At 40.5% G+C, this 15,618-nt stretch carries 11 protein-coding genes and 1 pseudogene; all 12 read right to left on the reverse strand.

The annotated features are described in order from the left end of the window. The coding region (locus tag HDC90_RS24700) for a DUF6443 domain-containing protein (protein WP_221451944.1) at positions 1 to 1,124 on the reverse strand (1,124 nt) is incomplete at its 3' end. An 8-nt stretch (positions 1,125 to 1,132) separates the two neighbouring features. Continuing rightward, positions 1,133 to 4,483, reverse strand: coding sequence for a SpvB/TcaC N-terminal domain-containing protein (locus HDC90_RS24705; protein WP_184471228.1), 3,351 nt, complete (start codon positions 4,481 to 4,483; stop codon positions 1,133 to 1,135). A gap of 730 nt (positions 4,484 to 5,213) precedes the next feature. Beyond that, a complete protein-coding gene (locus HDC90_RS24710; protein WP_184471231.1) occupies positions 5,214 to 7,748 on the reverse strand; it encodes a heavy metal translocating P-type ATPase in 2,535 nt (844 codons plus the stop codon). A 25-nt stretch (positions 7,749 to 7,773) separates the two neighbouring features. After that, positions 7,774 to 10,548 (reverse strand): multicopper oxidase domain-containing protein, encoded by a 2,775-nt coding sequence (locus tag HDC90_RS24715; RefSeq protein ID WP_184471233.1) that lies wholly within the window; start codon positions 10,546 to 10,548, stop codon positions 7,774 to 7,776. Between the two features lie 22 nt (positions 10,549 to 10,570). After that, on the reverse strand, positions 10,571 to 11,035 hold the full coding sequence (locus tag HDC90_RS24720) for a heme-binding domain-containing protein (protein WP_184471235.1): 465 nt from the start codon (positions 11,033 to 11,035) through the stop codon (positions 10,571 to 10,573). Between the two features lie 6 nt (positions 11,036 to 11,041). Next, entirely contained in the window at positions 11,042 to 11,620 is a 579-nt protein-coding gene (locus tag HDC90_RS24725; protein ID WP_184471237.1) for a DUF3347 domain-containing protein, read from the reverse strand. Positions 11,621 to 11,778: 158 nt separating this feature from the next. Then, on the reverse strand, positions 11,779 to 12,267 hold the full coding sequence (locus HDC90_RS24730) for a DUF3347 domain-containing protein (protein ID WP_184471239.1): 489 nt from the start codon (positions 12,265 to 12,267) through the stop codon (positions 11,779 to 11,781). A gap of 76 nt (positions 12,268 to 12,343) precedes the next feature. Further along, positions 12,344 to 12,793, reverse strand: a complete 450-nt coding sequence (locus tag HDC90_RS24735) for a hypothetical protein (protein WP_184471241.1) — start codon at positions 12,791 to 12,793, stop codon at positions 12,344 to 12,346. A gap of 413 nt (positions 12,794 to 13,206) precedes the next feature. Beyond that, positions 13,207 to 13,818 carry a TonB-dependent receptor domain-containing protein gene (locus tag HDC90_RS24740; protein WP_184471243.1) on the reverse strand — a complete coding sequence of 204 codons (612 nt, stop codon included), beginning with the start codon at positions 13,816 to 13,818 and terminating at the stop codon, positions 13,207 to 13,209. 339 nt (positions 13,819 to 14,157) lie between these two features. Continuing rightward, positions 14,158 to 14,670, reverse strand: coding sequence for a hypothetical protein (locus HDC90_RS24745; protein ID WP_184471245.1), 513 nt, complete (start codon positions 14,668 to 14,670; stop codon positions 14,158 to 14,160). Positions 14,671 to 14,676: 6 nt separating this feature from the next. Continuing rightward, positions 14,677 to 15,396, reverse strand: coding sequence for a hypothetical protein (locus tag HDC90_RS24750; RefSeq protein ID WP_184471247.1), 720 nt, complete (start codon positions 15,394 to 15,396; stop codon positions 14,677 to 14,679). A gap of 9 nt (positions 15,397 to 15,405) precedes the next feature. Beyond that, a pseudogene (locus HDC90_RS24755) lies at positions 15,406 to 15,588 on the reverse strand (RHS repeat-associated core domain-containing protein); the annotation flags it as partial. Positions 15,589 to 15,618: the final 30 nt, after the last annotated feature.

Genomic DNA, 15,618 nt, shown 5'->3' on the forward strand with positions numbered 1-15,618 from the left:
TTGGCATCCTGGCTCATTACCACCTGGTCGAGTTTGTTGTAAACCATAAACTCCCAGCCCTTGCCAGGGATTTTCTTCTCCACCAGCCTTTTGCGGCCATCGTAACGGTAACCGTAGATAAACTGGTCGAAAACCGTTTGGCTTTCGTCAAAAGTGCTTAACGTAGCCTGCCCGTTTTCGTTTACTGCCGGTGGCAGTACATAACGCAGGTTGCCCAGGTCATCGTACACGTAATAGGTACTCAGGCTTTTGCTATCGGTTTCCCATACCCGTTTCAGTACCACACGACCTTCAAAATCCTTGAACTCTTCGGTAGTGCCTGCCTTTACATCTGCTGGTTTCCAGTTTTCGTCCTTAAGAATGGTTTTATAGAGTTTCCCTGGCCCGTAAACACTGGCTGCAGCACCATTACCAGCATTATTCACGATCCACAGTTTTACCTCATCCTGGGCATTAGTACCATAATCGGTTTTAAACGTATGGCCAGCACTGATTTGCCAGTCTGCACCTGGGGCACCCTGCTGTAGCACGCGGTTTAGTGGTGAGGCTTCGAAAACCGTTTCGGCAAAGGGATAACTTGTTGCTTTTACCCCCGCTGTTGGACTGTTGTAAAAGGACAGCTGATCAGCCAGCGCAGCTGTACGGTAATTACCAGTGGTTCCGGTCTGTGCGGCATAGGGCTGGTATTTAAATTGCTCCCGGCCAAAGGCATCGTAGGCCACAGGCTGTACAATATCCTTAAAACCTGGGCTGCCCTGCACCTGAACAGTCTGCAAAGGCCTGCCCAAACCATCGAAATACTGGATCGTTTCATTTACCTCACAAATGCTGCGACCAGAAAGATTGTTCGGGTCTATGCCCGGCTGTTTGAATATCTTCGTACTGATATAGTTCTGGTTGGTACTGGGCGTTGAAGACAACGGCTGGCAGTTCAGATAGCTCAAACCCGTGGTAAAAATCCGTACCGGACCCATGGTATGGAAACCATCGGTAAGGGTTACACTCGATGGTGCACTGATCTCGCTTTCGCCATTATATACCGATACCACTTTTTGGGCAGAAGAACGGCCGGCAAGCAGCAATAAGACTGCTAAAGCGTAAAAATATTTTAGATGTTGTTTCATGGAGCGCCTTAGTTTTTATAGTGGTAATCAGTCTGTTTTAAAATGTTGCCGTTCTGGTCTTTTATTGCTTTTAAACGCTGGAAGGCATCATACTCATAATAGGTGGTCATGCCTTTGGCATCGGTGCTACTGGTCATGCCCACCAAAGACTTGTAGGTGTAGCTGGTAATCTGGGCATTAGACAGGCCACTTCTCAAGGGAGTCAAAAATGAACTAATCTGTGCATCGGTTGGGTTCGAATTACTAAAAGTTTCTACGGCACTGTTTCCACCCAGTAAACTTTCTACAGTGCTGTAATCTGCATTTTTGATTTCTGCTATCGGGTATTGGCCATTATAGCTCCAGATATAAACAGTTTTAATAGAACTCTGTTTTTTTTGATACAGCGGTTTAGAATAGTCGTTAACGAGTTCATTTTTCAATACTTCATAATAATGGGACGGCATGCCTAGAAAATTGTAATGCAAAGATGGGGCTGCAAGAATGACATCAGCCGAATATGCCGATTTCAAATAGATCTGTTCCGTACCAGAGACTAATTGTCTGGAGTCATACTCAAAAGCATTGGCAGAAACTATCTTTTCTGTTGCACCTTCAATAACTGTATTCATCTCTTCAACTGGTACATTTACCATATATCTGTCCAGCATTTTTGTCAAAATTGCTGAGCTTCCTGCGTTTGCGGCATAATCAGTTGTATAGTACAGCTTTCGGACCGATTCCTTTCCATCACTGGCGTAGTTCTTCTGAGCAACCAACTGATAATTACTTGGAGAGTAGGTATAAGTATTGATAGCTTTCACATCCGCAGTTCCATTTTTAGAGATCAATGTATCAGAGACCACCAGCAGCGCATCAGACTGCAATGGATAATTTACAACGGTAAGACCGGGCACCACGTTCCCCGGACCGGTTGATCCATAATTCCGGACAACCGAAGAACCAACTTTTATCCCTCTACCAAGATACAGGGAGCCGGGTAATACCGAATAGTTAAGTTTATGCTGTTCAACCAGCTCATAGGAGAGCCCGTTGTTTTTGTATGAAGACTCTTCCAACAATAATCCCCTCTTCCAGTCCTGTGGTGAGTTCGGGGCGTACGGGAAAGCTGTTGCAGCATTAATATCGTTTTCATGGTTATACCTGTAAACTTTTTTTCCAATGGTACCGTTCAAGTCTTCCGTAACGGTAACGACTGTATAGCCTATATGTGAGCCTTTCGTATTGATCAGGGGATAATTTGAAGCAGCACTGTACACATGATAATAACAGGTATAATCCGGCCCATCTACACCTGTAACCATTGTTACATCCCGCCCATAATCAGGGAGATTACCTATCTGGCCACTTGAAATACCTGTAATCGGATCATCATAGTTAAAATAGGTACTGAGTGTATCGCCCGGCGCAAACGTTTTTTTAATCTTCTTGATCCTCAGCCCCGGACCGTTCGCACTGAAGACTCCTGCAGTGCCTTTAACCGCAGAGAGATTGATGTTAAAATATACAAATGGATTTTCCTGAAACTCCATCTGTATATCGGCCATCAAGGTATAGGTACCCCGCTGGCTGAGGTAAATAGGATCTGTAGACTGCGCGGGGATCTGTGTAAGGCTATTATCGGGATTTCTAAGGGTGTAACTAAAATAGCACGAGCAGGTGGGGGAATAACCTTCCAATGTGGAAGAACGAAGAACGGTAACAGAAGTGCCTGCAGGACCGTATTCAGCTTCACTCAATGCAAAGCTTCGTTCGAAATGAAAATTCAGTCCGTCACCTACATAGGTCCCTGTAACCGTATTATGCCCCGTTAAATTTACCAAACTCACTTTTTCTTCATCGCCAGGGATCAGGCTGCTGGCACGGTAGGTATTTCCTTCATAGTCAAATTCAATAAAGCCCCCGGTTGGATAAGTAATCTTTGTCAGTACCGTTTCTTTAGCATAATCTGGGTTTGCCGCTTTTTTTGCGCCTTGCCATTGGCCATTTTCAAGATAGCTTACAGATGTACCTTGGTTGTTCCGGCCATTAAAAAAACCCCAATGGTCCTGGCTATGCGAGTTCCTGTAAGGTAAACCTATAGAATAAAAATAATCCAACTTATAAGGTTTCAGTGTACCCGACACTCCCTCTTCCCTTACCGAATCCAACTTTAGACGCTGATGGTCCATTGCCCTAAAAATATTAGGGCTGTTTACACCCATGTCATTATTGGTAAAATAGCTGGTAAACAACTGGTAACCTTTTACAAAACCAGAGTTATTATAAATTTCTATCTTGCTGAGGCTCGAGTCGCCCGGAAGGTCCAATCTGGCTTCGTTTTTTGCAATAAATTTAATCTGGCCATCGGAATAGCTAATGGTTTTTAGCTTGAGACCGCCAAATAGGTCCAATTGGATTGTTGTAGGTTGTATTGTTTTCTGACACGGATAGTTAAAATTCGAAAAAGGGATACTCACTGTCTCACCTCCCTTTAGAATATAAAAACTCTGGTAACCCTGGTAAGTAAAGCTCACTTTATTACCCTTAACATCATCCACCTCCGTCAGGTACCAGGAACTCACATCAGTACTATATGCACCTGATGACTGGGTTGCCGTACTGAGTTCAGCATTACCAAACTTATACCTTACCCCGTTTCCAGAAGTAATGATCCAGTGATAGCCGCCAATACCCTCTTGGATTTTGATATTCTGATCCCTTGGCATGGTGATCCACTCGCCGTTGTTCCCTCGGAAAAACTTAACATTCAGATCACCGACATTTACATAATAGATGTCCGGTTCCGAATCTTTCGTTCCGGTATAAACATCCCATATGTAATCCTGTGCCTGGGTACTCGTCATCAGATTGTTTGCATAATTGCTAACATCTACCTGAAAATTATAACTATCAGGAAGGCCCCTGGCAGACCGGGTAATCATCCCTCCTGCATTCAGTGTCCAACCTAAACCCACCCGTGATGCAATTTCATCAACCCTATTTCCCCCGCTATGATAGCTCAGATCAATACTCAGGTTAATATCACCTTTTTTTATGCGGTGGATGGGAATCGAGATACCTGGGATACCAGTATAGTTAGAAACTGGGATTTCAGAAAATTTCCCCAACGATCCTGCTTCAGGTGAAACAGGTAATACTGAAGCTGTCGCCTCTTTGATGGTTTGTCCATTAGTTGCATAAGTACTGATGCAAAATAAAAGCACACAAAATATCAGTCTATTTATCATATTATATTTTCTAGTAGATTGTTTTAACCATAGAAGCATGGAACTAATGGTAGCATTCAGGTGTTGTGTCTGTGCATAAAGATTAGCCAGCATGAAAACTGAACAGCGTGTAATAAAGATTTTTTTCATTTAAAAATTTGCTTGACAATAATTTAGATAATGGGAGCTGGGGCTGTATCCTAAAATACGGACGACGGCTAAACTGCGTATACAATTTGGACATGCCGACCGATATGATGTATTTCCCTTTCAAACCTCTCTTGAGCAATAAGCCGAAGACTTTTCTTTACAGAAATATTTTCAATTTGAAAACTTATCTAATAAGACAATAGGGAATTGCATACCGAAGCGGTCAGGTTCAACAGCAACCTAATGGATCATGTATCAATGAGAAATTGTTAAAGACTAAGACAATACCCCTTGTAAGTACAGGATGTAATTTATTCATGCACTTTGGACAGTGCGGTAAAATTAGGTTGAGGCGCATATAAAGATTTTTTTCAAAAATCCCTTAAGTTTTAGAATCGATAAAAAAAATTACACAAACCCCTTGCTTTATATGACGAAACTAACAATTACCGGATTTTGAAATTCATTAAAGGACCTAATTAATTATGGTTAGTTTTTATATTGCTTATAGCGCCAATAATCGAAGATTTGGAGAGAAAAAAATCATTTTAAGAGCAGGCTATAATTGAGTCTTCTCAAACTTGAATAAACCTAAAGAAGACTACTTTAGAACTAATAACCTGGCATAATTGAAAAATTGTAGTTATGGTTTTTATATAACAATTGGATAAAATACACCAGGTTAATACCTAATCTTACTTACTATCATTTTTTTGGCTCAACATATTCATTAATCGATGCTAGCACTTCTAAGTCTTAAAGAGTTCAGAATTACCGATACTGAACTGAAGCTCATGGCCAGTGCTGCAATCATCGGGGAAAGTAGTATACCAAAGAAAGGATAAAGTAACCCCGCTGCAACCGGTATGCCCAATACATTATACCCAAGAGCAAAAAACAGATTGCCTTTTATATTACCCATTACCTTGTGACTCAACAATCTGGCTTTTGCAATCCCATTCAAATCACCCTTCACTAAAGTAATGGCCGCACTTTCAATGGCAACATCGGTTCCTGTGCCCATGGCAATACCGATATCTGCCTGCGACAATGCTGGGGCATCATTAATGCCGTCGCCCGCCATCGCTACTTTTTTTCCTTCAGCTTGCAATTTTTTTATTTCCTTCAGTTTGTCTTCTGGTAGCATTTGGGCTTTGAAACCATTTAAGTTTAGTGCGCTACTAACTGCACTTGCTGTATCTTCGTTATCTCCTGTAAACATCATTACCTCTAAACCTTCTGTCTGAAGTTTATGGATAGCGGCAACGCTTGTTGGCTTAATTTTATCAGAAATAACTACAAAGCCAACAGCTTTATTTCCAATAGCTAAATAAGAGACCGTTTTACCTTGCTTTTGAGCAGCCTTCACCTGTTCTTCTATACCAGGGGCAATTTCTGCACTAATGTGTTCCATTAATTTTCTGTTCCCCAAAGCAAGTTTTTCCTCATTTAGTGTACCTGTTACACCTTTGCCCGTTACTGCTTCAAAATTGATAATCGACTGAACAGTTACTTTGTTTTCTTCCCCATAGCGTAGTGTTGCCTGCGCTAAAGGATGTTCACTGCTACTATTTAGTGCTACAATCCTTTCAAGAATTTCTTTTTCATCAAAATCCGGATTTCCACTAACGACTTTTTCAACCGATGGCTTTCCTTCGGTAACCGTTCCTGTTTTATCAATAATTACCACATCAATGGCATTCATTTTCTCCAATGATTCTGCATTCTTAATCAATATACCAGACTGTGCGCCTTTTCCTACGCCTACCATTACAGACATTGGCGTAGCCAATCCAAGTGCACATGGGCAGGCAATGATCAATACCGCAATTGCATTTACAAAAGCATAAACATAAGCAGGATCTGGCCCGTATATTGACCAAATTACAAATGTTGCTATTGCAATCAATATCACTACAGGTACAAAATATCCCGAAATCTTATCGGCCATTTTTTGGATAGGCGCTTTTGAACGGCTGGCAGCGTTAACCATTTCTATAATCTGGGAAAGTAATGTTTCTGCGCCTACCTTTTCGGCAAGCATCACAAAGGTTTTATTGCCATTAATGGTACCTGAACTTACCTTGTCTCCCGCTTTTTTTTCAACAGGAACAGGTTCTCCGGAGATCATAGATTCGTCAATTGCCACCTCACCAATTTTAATACGGCCATCAACAGGTATCTTTTCACCTGGTTTTACACGGAGCATATCTCCCTTTTGAATATCATCTATAGAAACACTTGTTTCTTTATCTCCTACAATCTTAGTAGCAGTATTTGGAGCCAATTTCAATAGCTCCTTGATCGCACTATTTGTTTTTCCATGTGCCCTGGCCTCCAAAAGCTGTCCAAGTAAAACCAGGGTAAGGATTACTGTTGCTGCTTCAAAGTAAACATAGACCGTACCATGATGGGTTTTAAACTGATCTGGAAAAACATCGGGAAAAAGCAGGGCAACAAGACTAAACAGCCAAGCCACCCCGGCACCAATTCCGATTAAGGTAAACATATTTAATTTCCAGGTAATGATGGATTGCCAGGCCCTTCGAAAGAACATCCATGTGGCATAAAATACCACCGGGATCGAAAACACAAACTGAACCCAATTCCAGTATTTCAATTCCATTAATCTGAATATGGGGTTACCAGGTATCATTTCAGACATGGCAATTAAAAAAATAGGAACGGTAAAAACTGTGGCGATTTTAAATTTACGCAGGAGTGTTTCATAAGTTTTATCTTCCTCTTCCAAATTAACGCCCAATGGCACTAAATCCATTCCGCATATCGGGCATGCACCTGGTTGATCTCTTATGATTTCCGGATGCATAGGACAAGTGAATTGGGTGGTTTGTTTCAGTACAGGTTGCTTCAATAAGTCCATTCCGCAAACCGGGCAATGACCCGATTTATCATAAGTTTTATCTCCTTCACAATGCATCGGACAGTAATACCCCCCTCTAGTTATTTCCTTTCCATCCTTATGGTGTTCATGGGTTGATGAATGATGAGGACTAGAATGTGCTTGCCCATGTTGAATTTCTGTATGCGGTGTATGGGCGCTCATTTCAATGCTATAATTTCCAACGGCAGATAGCGCCTCTTGCAATTTTTCCGTCGGAATATGCCTTTCCATTGTAACCACAGCCTCAGCCGCTTCTAAAGAAACTTGCGCTGAAACACCTTCAATAGCATTTAGGGCATTTTCAACTTTGCTACGGCAGCCGGCACAGGTCATTCCGGTTATTTTATAGGTATGCTTCATGATCTGATCATTAGTTATTAATGGGTTAATAGTTCAATGTTAATCCGGCGCCGTAGCCCATGTCACTATCATAGTGGGTAGACAGGCCAAAATATTTACTGACAATGTATCTAAACCCTGCCATATACTCCTTATCCGTATTGATCATGAATTGAAAACGGAGCCTCTTGGAAACAGGGATGTCTTCCCGCATTAACTGAAATCTAACATTTCCTTTATGATCGACAGAGGCATCTGCAACAATAAGCATGGGTAAAGTATACTGCACGCCTAAATGAAATACCTGCCTGAAATTCTTGGTGTTACTTTGTCCGAAAAGATTGTTTCCCGGCGCAAGTGACTGACCAAAGATGTTTTTATCCAGCGGATCAATTGTCCTTTTTCTAAAATCCCATCCTACGTAAGGCAACAGCCATTGATTTCTGCCAATATACCTTCCAAAATGACTTTCGCTTTCGTAACCCATTTCTTTATCAAAACCAATGCGCCATTCGGTAGTGAAGCGGTAACGTGTATTCGCCAGCATGATTTCTCCATCACTTCCGTTAGTCTCAATTCCTATCCTTGCCATTGGATGAAATGCTTGGTCATCACTAAACAGCCTGCGTTGCGCCAATTTAGGATTGGGAATTTCAGGATTGGGTGGCGAATTTTCATAACTGAACACCCTGCCCATTCCACTCATCATGTGATAAAGAATATGGCAATGAAAAAACCAATCGCCCCCGGGTTCCGATGCAGCAAATTCAAGTGTATCCCTTTCCATTGGCATAATATCTATGATGTTCTTCATAGGTGCATGTTCTCCTTGCCCATTAAGCACCCTAAAATCATGGCCATGCAGGTGCATGGGGTGGCGCATCATACTGTTATTAAACAAAATGATCCTCACATTTTCTCCTTTTTTGATCAGGATTTTATCACTTTCAGAAACCGTTTTATTATCTAAAGTCCATACATAGCGGTTCATATTTCCAGTAAGATTAAACTTCAGTTCTTTCCAGGGGCCTTTAGGCAAAGTTGTTCTCTTCGGGTCACGAAGCATACCATAGTTCAATGTAACCATATCCGGGCTTTCTGCTGTCATGTTCATGCCTGCCATACTTTTATCATCAGGCATTTGCATACCTTTTGCAGCTGTATTTTTATTTTCTTTTTTCGGATCCTCTTCTCCGGTTACTTCCGGATACATGACCGTATTCATGTCCATAACCTGGTTTTGCATTTTCATGCCTTCCATTTCGACCATGTTACCGTTCATATCCATCATATCGTTCATCATCTTCATTCCGGCAAAATACTTTAGCTTAGGCAGTTTTTGTGCCGGAACTTTTTCTCCATTGCCTAACCAGAGGGAAGCAGATTTTGTACGGTCCTCGGGCGTTACCAGGAATTCATAACTCTTGTTTTCGGGGATGGTGACCACCACATCATAAGTTTCCGATACAGCTATAATTAGCCTATCTACCTCAACAGGCTCCACATCATTCCCATCAGTAGCTACCACTGTTATTTTACCACCAGAATAAGTCAGCCAGAAATAATCAGAAGCCCCGCCATTGGCAATACGCAACCTTACTTTGTCTCCAGCTTTAAACTGGGGCTGTTCATTTTGGTTCTTGCCGTTGATGAGAAAAGTATCATAATATACATCACTTACGTCCATAGCGTTCATGCGTTTCCATTCATTCGCTATCTTGGTTTTGAAATGACCTGTTCTAATCGCTTCAGCGTAACTTTGCGTGGTACCTTTTTGAATAGCGAACCAATCGTTGGCATTTTTTAAACTGCGATGTACTTCTTCAGGCTTCATGTCTGTCCATTCGCTGATTACTACCGGAATAGTTGGAATATCCCATTCCTTTCTTTTGTTCATGATAAATGCACCATACATCCCAATCTGTTCCTGCAGTTCGCTGTGGCTATGGTACCAATGTGTGCCATGCTGCACGATGGGAAATTTATAGATATAGGTAGAATGAGGTTTAATGGGCATTTGAGTTAAAAAAGGCACCCCATCCATCTTATTTGGTAAAAATAAACCATGCCAATGCAGGGAAGTTTCTTCGTCCAGTTTATTATGTACATATATCAATGCTGTATCACCCTCGGTAAAGGTCAATGTAGGCATGGGTATCTGTCCGTTTACCGCAATTGCCCGCTTTTTTTTCTTACCAAAAGTTACTGTTGTATCTGCAATATCGAGGTCATAACGTACTGTCCGGGGTGCGTGAGTAGCAGTAGTGGTCTTAATAGGACCTAAATTTACCTTGGCCTTTTTAATGTTCTCCATAGTTGCGCTATTGCCCTCCATTTGCATCCCTTCCATGCCCATTTGATCTTTTGGCGATTCTTCCATCTTCATTTCCCTATGATCGTTAGCTGTTGCTTTCGGTTTTTCTGGAACGAGTTTCATCCCACATTTAGGGCAATTTCCTGGTTTTTCGGCATGAATTTCGGGATGCATTGGACAGGTATAAGTTATCTTTTGCCCGGATTTATTACTGTCTTTCTTTTGTGCAGGCATTTTCCTATCACCTGTATCTTCATTTTTTGACGGAAGATTTTTTTTCTCTTTTATTTCTGATTTGGGTGCTCTGGCTTTTTGAGCAACGAGCTTCATCCCGCACTTAGGGCAATTACCGGGCTTGGTGGATTGTACCTCCGAATGCATTGGGCACGTATATATAGCCTGTGTCTGCTTATTACCTTCCTGATCAGTAATTTTCATTCCTTTCATTTCCTGAGCGGATACTGCCGCATAAAAGAGCAATAAAAAGGCAGTTAATATGTTTTTCATTTCTTTATTGATTAAGAGATCGTTAGTGATTTTTGTTTAAACTATCCTTAGAATTTTGAACCCATTTAATAATTAACGTTTTCTCTGTTTTGTTTAAAATAGCATTTCTATGGATGAGCGTATAAGAAGATAAGGGCATTGTACCATCTTTTAAACTATTTTCTATGGAGCGTAATTTGCTCTGTTGTCTCCTTGTGGTGTAAGAACTAAATTCATTAAAATTCAATTCTTCTTTACCAGATTGTATGTGGTAAGTCATAAACCAGTGCAAGGGCTGTATATTTGTATGCCACGGATAATTAGTATTGTTACTGTGACAATCATAACAAGCCTTTTTCAATATCTCCTGGACACTATCGGGCATGGCGATCACTTTTGAAATATCATTTGGCATAGCCTGCCCGTTTTTATTGCGAACAGGCTGTACAAACTGGATCATGACAAGGATCACCAATAATCCAAGAAGTATTTTTTTTATGCCTTTCATGGCCTATTATTTTAATTCCTCTTTAACAGTACCGCAGGTAGGCATTGCTTTACCAAGGTAAGGGTTTTTAATGTCCTTAACCTCGCTTAGCCAAATTGCCCCTTTATTGTTATTGTACATCGGACAGCGATCAACATACAGGGGTTGATTGGTTCCAAGTAACTTAACAAGGTCATATATATCTTTGCTCAACATATCGAAATGTTCGCGTTGATGTGCTATATTTCCAACATTGGCGCCAATGTGTTCAGCATGCTCTTTGGCATCATCATATATATCGGTATAAGCTTTATCCTGTTCTGGGGTTAGTGATTTTTTATCGAAACTGGCAAAGGCCGTTACCATTTCATTTCCGGCTGCTGCTGCTGCTGCAGCTTTATCATTATCCGTTGTAAAGGCATTTTTTAACTTTATATATGCACTTAATATTGCAGCAGTAGAACTACCTTTTTCCCGTGATTTTGAAATAGCAGCCTGGCTAGATGCAGTGTCTGATGTAGTAGTGGATTGAGTTTTGTTACTGCCATTAGAACAGGCTGCTAAAAACAGTAGAGAAAAAACTGAACTAAAAATTAATGTTTTCATTATATTTTGATTAAAACCGTTTAAATAATTGTTTTTCTGTAAGGCGCAACAAACTGTTTATGTTAACCTATAGCAGATTTATTTGATAAAAATCCATAAGTCAATTGTACAACCACAACGCCATTATGAAATTGCAGATGTACAATCAACAAATTGGCCTACTTTAAAGTTTCCTTGACTGCCCCGCAGGTCAGCATCTGTTTACCGAAGTAGGAGTTTTTGATTTCGACATTGTTTGAAAGCCAATAACTCTTTTTCATCGGGCAATAGTCATAGTAAACGGGGTCTTTGGTCAACTTTACTGCTTTAGCCAGTTTAAAAAGATTTGTTGAGAAATTGGCAAAATGTTCTCTTTGGTGAGAAATGTCCTTTGTTTCTGAAATATGCCTGGCATCAAAGGCAAGTTTATCCTGAAATCCCATAAAGGCATTCATTTCCGCCTTTGGCATCGACTTCATATCTATATTTTCCAGCGCTTTAGAGAATTCACTGGCTTTGGAAGCTGCCGTTGTTGCATCTGCGTTTATCAGTGCGTTTTTAATGTCGTAATAAGAAGCTAATAGCGATTGGGTCTGGCTGTTTTGTGCAAAACCAGAATTGATCCCTACAGTTGCAATTAACGCAACTAATAAAAATATCTTTTTCATGATGATTTAATTAAAATGTATTCAATAAATTATATGCACAAAGGATGAACCTTCATGTAATTATGAAATCATTAAATCAAATCTGAAAACTCTGAATGCTTATCCTGATATCGGATATGGGCGGATGATAGCTTCTAACAAAACACCTGTTACTTGGGGTATGAACAAATGCACGTAAAAACTGATACTGATAAAACACTGGTAATACAGCGCCTATTATCAATGACTGCACATTCAGCCCACTTGGAACTGTTAGCAATTTATCAGATTTCACTAGTTTGGTCACCTCCTCTTTACAGCAATTTTTATCGTTGCTTTTTCCCGAATGATGATCCGTTTTAAAATCCGTTGCTAACCTGTGGTGGTCATAACCTGAATGTTTGTGCTGATGGTGCCCTTTCTCCGCGTGCTGATGTTCATGACTGGTTTCCATCCCAATGGCACAGGCAAAACCTACTACAGTGTTCAGTAAAAACACCAACAGCAATACTACCGCCTTAACCCTTATGGATGATTTTATTTTCATCTGTTCAAAAAAATAAGATTTTTCACACGCATGCACTTATTTTATCATCAAATATAATACATATAAAATTTAACGTTTTACATAATTATGTTATTCTTTTATAAAATTCTTCTCTGGAAAACAGAAAGCGCAGTAAGAGGATAACAGTATTCAAAAGATAGTTGTTATCTTCCAAAAATTCATGTAGTTGCTGTGGATCATGATAACAATAGTCGTTTGGGATTCTTAACAAGAACACTACAACCATGAAAAAACCTGAATTTGGGCCACGACGCTAATAATAAATTATCTCAACAACCGAAGTCCGCTCAAAATAACCAGTACGGTAATTCCTTCATATCCTACTCAAACAATAACCACTGTCACGTAAAAAGGGCGAATGTTTTTTTTTCATTCACCCCCTAGCTTGGTACTTATTTTAGTTTTATTCTAAGCCCTGCATTAACCACCCTACCATCCAGAGGCGCATAAATATCCCTGAATTTTGGACGGGCAATGTTACCGGTATAAATGTTTTCCCAGCGGGTTTGCCTCCGGTCGGTTAAGTTTTCGGCATTTACAAACACATCTAAATGCTTCCACATTTTTTGTACCAGCAAACCAAAGGTAATAAATTCACGGCCTATCGAACCATCACTTAACAACTGAGATCCTGTGTAAAAACTTTCTGCTCCAAAGCGGAAACTACCTTCTATTTCATAAGTTGCATCAAAACTAAGACGATGTTTCGGCGTTAAGGCTTGTGTGCCGAGCTGCTCTTTATTATATTGTTTGGTATCCGTATAAGTATACCCCAGATAAAACCCAAGTTCGTCGATAGCAAGTTTAATATTCGTTTCCGCACCCTGAGTTCTGATATATCCAAAAGCATTTGCGAAGGTATTATTTTCGAGCACCAAAGGATGATCTACTTTAGTGAAGAAAAACAATTGATTAATGCTTAGAAAAGCATCTCCTATTGGTGTTCTATAATTCAGGTCACCATGCAAACCATAAGAACGTTCTGCTTTTAGTTGGCTTATCATTATAGGTTTCAAATTCTCATAACCTTCTTGCTCGCTCCGGTCATTAAATGGTAGGGCGGTAGCTGAAAAAGGCAACCAGGGCTTGCCCTGGAGTGAAGAAGAAGATAAAGTGCTCGCGCAGCGTTTTAACGAAGGCACTAAGATTACCCAGCTTGCCAAACTACATTCTCGCACCTACGGAGCAATTAAAGCTAGACTCCTCAAACTTGGGTTACTACAGAAATGACAAAGCCCAACAGTTTTTAAACTGCTAGGCTTTGCCACTAATTTTATTTATTCTCACACGCCACAGACGTGCGTTAGCAAACCAACAAAACACACGCTACACCAGCGGGGAGCTTAATTATTATACCTCTTAGCTAACCAAATAAAACCTTTCTTTATTATAATTTTATCTCCTTGTATTGGCAGTCTTAAATTCGGAACCAACAAACTTGTTACTGTAAGTACATGACCATCTTTCAGGTGGATATAGGAATGGTTATATCCCTCCCAAGGCCCCACAAAAGCTCTATTTGCAGCCTGATTATAAGACATGTAGCGTGTAATATAATCTATATCATCCAAACTAAAAGTTATTGACATTCCTTTATGGATAAAAGTAATCTCTCTATCTTGATAAAAATACTGGAATATATCTCCACGATTGACGATATAATAATTTACGTGAACCACGATCGCAGGTAACGCCATAACAAAAAACATAAATGGCCCTATCCAAAGTACGGAGTTAATATTTATATGTTTTATTACTGATAATCCATAAGGAAAGACCGAGCTGATTATTGCACATAGAATTATTAACCATCCACTTTTAACATGACTTTTAAAGCCAACTTTAAATACTTCCATTATATCTTATCTTCCTCCCATTGTAGCATTAATAATTGATTGCAGAAAGTTACTCCATTGTCCATTCAATGTCCTCAGTGTTTGTTTACTGGTATCATAAGCCATTTCTCCTCCTGTAGCCCCAAGGCCAACTACAGCTCCTGCAGGCCCTCCAGCTGCTGCTCCTACCCAAATAGAAGCCCCTAATGACACCCCATGATAAGTCAGCCTTCCTCCATCCATTTGACCTTGACTAAATTGATAACCTTCATAACCTAATACTCCTACGGCTCCGATAGTCGCGACAGTTCCTACCCCTTTTCCTATACCTGAAAGGAAACTAGTCGGTGCCGAAGATGATGTCATCGCTGCATTACCAAATAACGAAAGGTTTCGGCCTGTTAACGTGTAATTTCCAGAAACCCCTCCTCTAACACCTTGTTGAAATAGAGATGCTGCATGGCTTTCTCCTGCAACTTCTAAACCGGCCCCAGCAGTCATCAAACCAGTTGCAGCCCAATTAATAGCGTCTTTAGTTGAATTATCGGCTGTAACATAATGTACATCAGAACCACTCGCACCTAGATATATACTGCCCACTTCTCCATCGTCCCCTAGTTTCGCACTTACTACAGAACCCGGTGCTTTATAATCATCGTAACCCGCGTTAGTTGCTTGTTCTGCAGTTTTAATGTTTTCATCAAAAGTCCAACGATTATTTTTCTTTACCCAATCTGTCCCTTCCATTCCATCAGGATCTACAAACCTTATCGAGTTGTTAAATGTATAAGTGTAAGGTGACCACCGTCTACCTTTCTCCGCCAGCGGATCCACCACGTTCCACCTGCCTATGACAGGGTCATAGAACCTTGCCCCGTAATCATACTGCCTACCACAACTTTTCAGCCGTTTTTCAGGTTTTCCTACCGCATTTTTCAGCTGTTATAAAGAACGTTCCTTTTGCGTAAA

Origin of the sequence: Pedobacter sp. AK013, assembly GCF_014205835.1 — a bacterium.
Taxonomy (GTDB): Bacteria; Bacteroidota; Bacteroidia; order Sphingobacteriales; family Sphingobacteriaceae; genus Pedobacter.

Coding starts and splice junctions, on each gene's coding strand:
- HDC90_RS24705 (WP_184471228.1), bottom strand. CDS start 4,483: ATGAAAAAAATCTTTATTACACGCTGTTCAGTTTTCATGCTGGCTAAT.
- HDC90_RS24710 (WP_184471231.1), bottom strand. CDS start 7,748: ATGAAGCATACCTATAAAATAACCGGAATGACCTGTGCCGGCTGCCGT.
- HDC90_RS24715 (WP_184471233.1), bottom strand. CDS start 10,548: ATGAAAAACATATTAACTGCCTTTTTATTGCTCTTTTATGCGGCAGTA.
- HDC90_RS24720 (WP_184471235.1), bottom strand. CDS start 11,035: ATGAAAGGCATAAAAAAAATACTTCTTGGATTATTGGTGATCCTTGTC.
- HDC90_RS24725 (WP_184471237.1), bottom strand. CDS start 11,620: ATGAAAACATTAATTTTTAGTTCAGTTTTTTCTCTACTGTTTTTAGCA.
- HDC90_RS24730 (WP_184471239.1), bottom strand. CDS start 12,267: ATGAAAAAGATATTTTTATTAGTTGCGTTAATTGCAACTGTAGGGATC.
- HDC90_RS24735 (WP_184471241.1), bottom strand. CDS start 12,793: ATGAAAATAAAATCATCCATAAGGGTTAAGGCGGTAGTATTGCTGTTG.
- HDC90_RS24740 (WP_184471243.1), bottom strand. CDS start 13,818: ATGATAAGCCAACTAAAAGCAGAACGTTCTTATGGTTTGCATGGTGAC.
- HDC90_RS24745 (WP_184471245.1), bottom strand. CDS start 14,670: ATGGAAGTATTTAAAGTTGGCTTTAAAAGTCATGTTAAAAGTGGATGG.
- HDC90_RS24750 (WP_184471247.1), bottom strand. CDS start 15,396: ATGGAAGGGACAGATTGGGTAAAGAAAAATAATCGTTGGACTTTTGAT.